Source organism: Gemmatimonas sp. (genome assembly GCF_044344655.1).
GTDB lineage: Bacteria > Gemmatimonadota > Gemmatimonadetes > Gemmatimonadales > Gemmatimonadaceae > Gemmatimonas.
Genome location: NZ_JBIJCN010000081.1, coordinates 1 through 7052 on the forward strand (window position 1 = coordinate 1; position 7052 = coordinate 7052).

At 66.2% G+C, this 7052-nt stretch carries 5 protein-coding genes; 4 read left to right on the top strand and 1 reads right to left on the bottom strand.

Features of this window, described 5'->3' with window-relative positions; all coding sequences use genetic code 11:
• Positions 1 to 235 precede the first annotated feature (235 nt).
• Both ACIQ51_RS13845 and ACIQ51_RS13850 read left to right on the top strand, forming a co-directional pair.
• On the top strand, positions 236 to 991 hold the full coding sequence (locus ACIQ51_RS13845) for a hypothetical protein (protein ID WP_396205649.1): 756 nt from the start codon (positions 236 to 238) through the stop codon (positions 989 to 991).
• A gap of 217 nt (positions 992 to 1208) precedes the next feature.
• Positions 1209 to 2402 (top strand): hypothetical protein, encoded by a 1194-nt coding sequence (locus ACIQ51_RS13850; protein ID WP_396205650.1) that lies wholly within the window; start codon positions 1209 to 1211, stop codon positions 2400 to 2402.
• Between the two features lie 126 nt (positions 2403 to 2528).
• On the opposite strand, the gene ACIQ51_RS13855 is transcribed toward ACIQ51_RS13850, so the two are convergent.
• Positions 2529 to 4040, bottom strand: a complete 1512-nt coding sequence (locus ACIQ51_RS13855) for a pyridoxal phosphate-dependent decarboxylase family protein (protein WP_396205651.1) — start codon at positions 4038 to 4040, stop codon at positions 2529 to 2531.
• 119 nt (positions 4041 to 4159) lie between these two features.
• On the opposite strand from ACIQ51_RS13855, the gene radC reads away from it, so the two are divergent.
• Together radC and ACIQ51_RS13865 are read left to right on the top strand one after the other, a co-directional pair.
• Positions 4160 to 4888: a DNA repair protein RadC gene (radC, locus tag ACIQ51_RS13860; RefSeq protein ID WP_396205652.1), complete on the top strand. Its 729-nt coding sequence runs from the start codon at positions 4160 to 4162 to the stop codon at positions 4886 to 4888.
• A 136-nt stretch (positions 4889 to 5024) separates the two neighbouring features.
• A partial coding sequence (locus ACIQ51_RS13865; protein WP_396205653.1) for a RelA/SpoT family protein occupies positions 5025 to 7052 on the top strand: 2028 nt, incomplete at its 3' end.

Sequence of the window (7052 nt, forward strand, 5' to 3'; positions counted from 1 at the left end):
GGCGAGAGCTCGCGGGAGAGTAGGCCGTCGCCGGCACCCTGTGCACCGCCCCTGGTATTCCTCACGAATGCCAGGGGCGGTGCTGTTTTGTGTACCCCCCACCATACTCATCGCGGCGTACGCTCGCCCCCCGTATCCTCTCTTCCTCCTCCGGTGCGGCCGCCTCCAGCCCCCTCGGACCACGACATCGGCTAGCGTGTATATTCCCACTCTACCCTCCGGAGGCCCCCGCCGTATGAAGTCGCTCACCACTGTCGCTGCCACGTTCGCCCTCCTGTCCGGGCTCGCCCTGCCATCGCAGCGTGCAACCGCCCAGGACGGTGGCGACTACCTCTTCGGGCGCCCCAAGTTCTCCTTGGCGCTCCGCGTAGGCGCCGCTCGGCCGGATGCCGCGAACGGGGTGTTCTCATTCAGCGATTCGCTCCTCACGCTCAACCCCAATGCCTACACGGGGCTCAACCTCGGCGCTGAAATCGGCATCCCGCTAACGCAGCGCGTCGAGGTGCAGCTTGTGGGGGCCACCTCCGCACGCCGGCTGCAGTCCGAGTACCGCGACTTCGTAGACAACAGTGACCTGCCGATCGAACAGGTAACCCGCTTGCGGCGGACCCCGCTCAGCGTCGGCGTCCGTTACAACTTCGCGCCCGCCGGTCGCACGATCAGTCGGCTCGCGTGGGTGCCAACCCGGACCGTCCCGTATGTCGCCGCTGGCGGCGGCGCGATGTGGTATCGCTTTCAGCAGGAAGGCGATTTCATCGACAGCGAGTCGCGCAACCTCGACGTCTTTCGCGCGACCCTCAGCGCCAGTGGCTGGGCACCGCTCGGCTATGCGGCCGCCGGACTGAGTTGGAGTGTGCGCCCCACGGTCGCGCTCAACACCGAAGTGCGATACGATTACGCGCGTGCGCCACTGCGCGGAGATTTCACCGGCTTCGGCAATACGTCGATGTCGGGAATCGGGCTGACCACCGGCCTTCAGTTCCGTTTCTGAGCGTCCGTTGACGTTGATCCCGCTGGTTCATCCGCACGCCCACGCCGTGCACGGAGAGATGGTTATGCATACGAGCCCGGTCACGCACCGAGTATCAGCCTCACTGGCGATCGCGTCGCTGGCGGTGGCCTTGTCCGTTCTGGCACCGAGGGCAGGGGCCCAGAGAGCCTCCGGGATTGACCCGCGCTTTCAGCCCTGGATCGGCTGCTGGCGTACGATGGACGCTGGGATTGGCCTCGAGGAGATCGGCGCGGAGAAGCAGCCGACCCGGGCGTGCGTAGTCCCGAGCACCAGCACCCCCGGATCCATCGACATCGCGCTCTATCATCGCGACGCCTTGTTGTCGCGCACCTCGGTGCCCGTCCCCGGTACCAGTCGTGAAAAGACCGTCGACGAATGCGCCGGTACCGAGTCCGCGGCATGGGATCCGGACGATACGCGCCTCATCCTGCGTGCCGAGCTGTCGTGCACGCGCGGAGTGAAGCGGGTGGAGACCGGACTGATGGTCATGAACAGTGCCGGGCAGTGGGTCCAGCTGCAGAACCTCGCGGTCGGAAAGAACGAGGCCACGACGGTGGCGCGCTTCCGCTTCCTGGGGGACAGCGGTGCACCCGCAGGGCTCACGTTTGGTGCGGTCAGATCCACGAGGGCGCTCCGCTTGGCCACTGGGGCCCCGGCGGAAACGCCCGCGGTGATTGGTGTCGCGACCAAGGTGCCGGCCAGTCTCGCCGAGGCCTGGCTGTTGGAGACGGGACAAGCGACCAAGGTGAACGCCTCCACGCTCGTGACACTCGCGGATGCCGGTGTACCGTCGCGCGTGATCGATGTGATGGTCGCCCTCGCCAACCCGCAGCGGTTTCAGGTGGGCCCCACCCCGATCACCGCGGGCGCCGATGTGGTCGCGCCGACCGTGGCCTCGAGTGCCAACGTGCGCGGTGGCGGTTCTCGCTGCGATGGGCTCGATGACTTCTGCTACGGCCCCGGCGGCATGGGGGCGTGGGGATTCGGGTGGCGGTACGGTGCCTTCGATCCGTGGGGGAACTTCTCACCGTGGGGCGCGCGATTCGGGGCGCTCGGCTACGGCTACAATCCCTACTCCCTTGGGTGGGGGTATGGATACGGGCCCGGATGGTTCGGTGGCTGGGCGAACCCCCTCAACAACGGTGGCGGCCCGGTGGTCATCGTTCCGGTCAATCCCTCTGGGGGGGAGGGCACCGTTCGCGGGCGCGCGATCAACGGCCGCGGCTACACTCGTGCGAGCGATCCTGACATCCGCTCCAACATCAGCCCCGCGTACACGCCGCCGATCGGGAGTGGCGGCTCGAGTGGCATGGGTTCGTCCGGCAGCTCGGGCTCCGACGGGTCCTCGTCGGGTGGGGGACGTACCGCGAAGGCACGCCCACCCGGCTGAGCGCTGCGTGTCACCCGCAGCATCCAAACGGCCAACCGGGACCCATCACGACGATGGGTCCCGGTTCGACGTTCGGTACCCATGACGGACGCACCGGCCCCACACGGGGGCCACGGCTCGGCATGGTCAGCGCTGCGCGATGATCAGGCGGCCCGTTTCCACGACCGTATCGATGAGCAAATCCATATCGGCGTCGACGCTCCGATGATTCACGTGCGCCACCCGCAGCGCGAAGGCACCGCCGATCCTCGTACTGGACGGCAGCACCACCCCGCCTTCCTGTAGCCGCGCCAAGAGCTCCGCGTTCAGTGTGTCGTACTCCGCTGCCGTGAGCTCGACGGAGGTGGGCACGTACCGGAAGCACACGATGTTGAGCGGCGCCGGGGCGAGCCGCTCGAGCTCAGGGTGTGCATCGATCCGTGCGACGAGGTGCCGGACCTGGAGCACGTTCTGCGCGATCACACGTCCGAGCCGTTCCACACCATCGGCCTGCAACTGCATCCACACCTTGAGCGCCTTGAACGACCGGGTGAGATCGAGTCCGCGTTCGTTGAAGTACATACCACCGGCCGTGGGACCGCGATCGCCTGCCGATAGATATGACGCCGAGTTGCGAAAGGCGGTGTGATGCACGACGGGGTCCTTGACCAGCACGCAGGCGCACTCGAAGGGCATCGATCCCCACTTGTGCAGGTCGAACGCCACGGAGTCGGCGCGATCCATGCCGCGCACGATCTCTCGGGTCAGCGGCGACAGGGCGGCAAGCGCGCCAAAGGCGCCGTCCACATGGAACCAGAGCTGCTCGTGCGCACACAGGTCGGCCAACCCCACCAGATCGTCGGTGGCGCCGGTATTCACCGTGCCGGCGGTACCGATCACACAAAACGGCGTCAGTCCAGCGGCCCGATCGTCCGCAATCATCCGGGAAAGCGCCACTAAGTCAATCGTGAAATCGGCAAGCACGGGCACCGTCCGGAAGGCTCGGGTGCCGAGCCCCAGCCACTCGGCGGCCTTGTAGGCCCAGCCATGTGTTTCCTTTGAACCGTAGAACACCATGGGGGAAGGGGGCGATGCACTGGGCCACCCCTGCACGCCGTCCATGCGCACATTACGGCCTTGCCGGCTACCCAACGCGACGCGGGCACAGGCAATGGCATGAGTGTTGGCCATCGTCCCACCGGTGACGAAGAGACCGCTGGCACCGGGCATGCCGAACCAGTCGGCGAACCACCCGATGACCTGTCGCTCCACCATGGCTGGTGCCTGATTGAACCCCCCGAGGTGTGGGTTCATGCCCGAGGCCAACATGTCGGCGAGCATACCGAGCGGCGTGCCGTTGCCCTGGACCCAGCCGAAAAAGCGCGGATGCCAGTTGCCAAGGCCGTACGGCAGAATGTGGCTGCGGAACTGCTCGTATGCCGTCGCCGGTCCCACGCCTTCCTCGGGCCCCGCCTGCTGGAACAACGCCTGCTTCTCGCTGGGCAACGCCTGCCAGACGGGCGTGGTCGCAAGGCCCTGCTGCGCGTCGAACATATCGTCGAGCATGCGGTGACCAAGGGCGCGGAGTGCTGCCCACTCGTCGTCCGACGTGGGGTCGAACGTGGCGGGCGCGGAAGGGCGGGGCGAGTCAGTGGTCATCCAAGAAACATACTGGCGCGCCTGCCTACACGATGCACGAATGGCCATGCGCGCACTGATCCGGTACCACGTGATCTCCAGAGTGGTGGCATCGTGGCGACTCAGCGAGCAATCACCTCATGCGCGATGGAGTGTCCGTGGCGGAACAGCAGGATGATGGCAGGCCCGTGCTGAGGATCAAGGAGTTACCGAGCGCCGAACGCCCACGGGAACGCATACGCTCGTTGGGCGCTCAGGCCCTGAGCACCTCCGAGTTGTTGGCCACCCTGCTCGGCGCGGGTGCACGCGGGGCCTCGGCCCTCACCTGCGCGCAGTCGCTAATGGAGCGGTGTGACGGGTCCCTCGGTCGACTGGCCGCGATGCCATTCGCCATGCTCACTCGACTGCACGGGGTAGGGACCGCGCGAGCCGCTACCGTCCAGGCCGCCCTCGAACTGGGGCGTCGGATGGCCATCGAAGCGAGGGCGCCGGGGATGCCGCTGCGGGGACCGCGTGATGTGGCGGCTGCCTACGCCCCCAGACTGCAGGATGCGCCGGTGGAGGAGTTCCACGTGGCCATCCTCGACGCGCAGCATCGTCTTGAACGGGATGTCCTGATCACGCGTGGCCTGCTCAACTCGTCACTCGTCCATCCACGGGAGGTCTTCCGCGAAGCCATCGCCGAGCGAGCCGCGGCGGTGATTCTCGTGCACAACCATCCGAGTGGCGATCCCACGCCAAGTGCCGAAGACCGGGCGGTAACGGAACAACTGGTCGCCGCCGGTCGGCTCCTCGACATCCCGGTGCACGACCATGTGATCATCGGTCGGGGACGGTATGTGAGCTTCGCGGAGGCGGGACTACTCTGAGCGGGCGGCGTCGGACGTATCGAAGCGCATGCGTCATGATCCGAAATGTGATGCCTCCGACTAGCCAGTGGCGGTCCTTCCCTCGTAAAATGCGGAGGGGAGCTGCCTCACTCGTCTTGCGGAGAAGAGACACGTCGTGACCACGATCGCGCTGCACGAAATGATTCCGGGGTTCGGGCCGGGCGCGGGAGGCGCCTACGATCGGCTCGACCACGATCTGCTCGTGCGCGCCTACCGCTATTCCGAGGTGGCGCATGCGGGGCAGGTGCGGCACTCGGGCGAGCCGTACGTATCGCACTGTGTTGAGGTCGCGCGTATCCTGGCTGACCTGCAGCTCGACACGACCACGGTTGCCTGCGGGCTGCTGCACGATATTGTCGAGGACACCGACATCACGGTGGGCGACGTGTCGCGTGAATTCGGGCCCGAGATCGCGCAAATCGTGGATGGGCTCACGAAGATCGCGAACCTGCCGATGTCCTCACGCGAGGAGCGGCAGGTTGAAAACTACCGCAAGCTGCTGCTGTCGATCGCCAAGGACGCCCGCGTTATTCTCATCAAGCTGGCTGATCGGCTCCACAATATGCGCACGCTCGACTGGCTGGCGCCGGAAAAGCGGCGGCGCGTTGCCCAGGAAACGCGTGACCTCTATGCTCCGCTGGCGCACCGCTTCGGTATGGCGAAGGTACGGTGGGAGCTCGAGGACCTTGCCTTCAAGCATCTCGAGCCGGACGCCTACAAGGCGTTGGCCAAAATGGTGGCCGCCAAGCGCGGGGAGCGCGAGGCGCTGATTGCGCAGATGCGCGAACCGTTGGAGAAGCGGCTGGCCGAGGCGGGGATCGCCGATGTGGAGGTGACCGGCCGCCCGAAGCATCTCTGGTCGATCTACAAGAAGATGCAGCAGCGCGATCGTCCCTACGAGGACATCTACGACCTGCTGGCAATCCGTGTAATCGTGCCGAATGTGCTCGAGTGCTATCACGCACTCGGGGTGATCCACGATGGGTGGACGCCGGTGCAGGAGCGGATCAAAGACTATATCGCGCAGCCCAAGAGCAACGGGTATCAGTCGCTGCACACGACCGTGTTCGGCCCCGGGCGTCAGCTGTTCGAGATTCAGATCCGCACCCGCGACATGCACCGGACCGCCGACTATGGCATTGCGGCGCACTGGCTGTACAAGGAGCACTCGCGCAGTGCCGACGAGTTGGATAAGCAGCTCGCGTGGTTCCGGCAGGTGCTGGAGCTGCAGCTGGACGCCGAGACGCCGGGCGAGTTCCTCGAGTTCCTGAAGCTCGACTTGTATCAGGACGAGATCTTTGTGTTCACGCCGACCGGCGACGTCATCCGACTGCCGAAGGGGGCGACGCCGCTCGACTTCGCGTTCGCCGTGCACTCGCAGGTTGGTGCGCACTGCGCCGGCGCCAAGGTCAATGGCCGTATCGCCCCGTTGTCTCGTGAGCTGAAGAACTCAGAGACGGTCGAGATTCTCACCAACCCGAATGCGAAGCCGAGTCGGGACTGGCTTGCGCACGTCCGCACGGGAAAGGCGCGTCACAAGATCCGGCAGCTGCTCCGCCTCGAGGAGCGCTCGTCGGCCATGCGCCTCGGGCGCGAAATCCTCGAGCGTGAACTGCGGCGTCGCCGTCTCCCGAAGGCCGACGACCATGATCTCTATCCGATCGCGCGGCTGCTCAAGCTCAAGGACTCGGCCCATCTGATCGCGAGCGTGGGTGCGGGTGATGTACATGTGCTGCAGGTGCTCAAGCTGCTGCACCCGCTGCTTGATACCACTCCAGAGCCGGCCGAGAAGACCAGTACGCTCGAGCGGATCGTGGACCGCGTGCGGGGCACGGGGAAGGGGATCCGTATTCAGGGGGCGGACGGGCTGCTGGTGCGCTATGCGCAGTGCTGTCAGCCGGTGCCTGGCGACAAGGTGGTGGGTTACGTGACCCGCGGCCGCGGCGTAAGCATTCACCGCGGCGACTGTCCCAATCTGCTGCTGCTCGCGCACGAGCCTGAACGCCGCCTCGAGATTGACTGGCAGGAGATGGCGGGCGAGCGCTTCGTGGTACGTCTGGCGCTCGAAGGCGTCGATCGGCGCGGACTCTACGCCGACGTGGCCGCGGCGGTGAGTGCTACGGGCACCGACATTCGGAGCTTT

What these genes read in the sequence shown, in the direction of transcription:
- ACIQ51_RS13850 (WP_396205650.1), top strand. Translation starts at nt 1,209, where the DNA reads ATGGACGCTGGGATTGGCCTCGAGGAGATCGGCGCGGAGAAGCAGCCG.
- ACIQ51_RS13845 (WP_396205649.1), top strand. Translation starts at nt 236, where the DNA reads ATGAAGTCGCTCACCACTGTCGCTGCCACGTTCGCCCTCCTGTCCGGG.
- radC (WP_396205652.1), top strand. Translation starts at nt 4,160, where the DNA reads ATGCGCGATGGAGTGTCCGTGGCGGAACAGCAGGATGATGGCAGGCCC.
- ACIQ51_RS13855 (WP_396205651.1), bottom strand. Translation starts at nt 4,040, where the DNA reads ATGACCACTGACTCGCCCCGCCCTTCCGCGCCCGCCACGTTCGACCCC.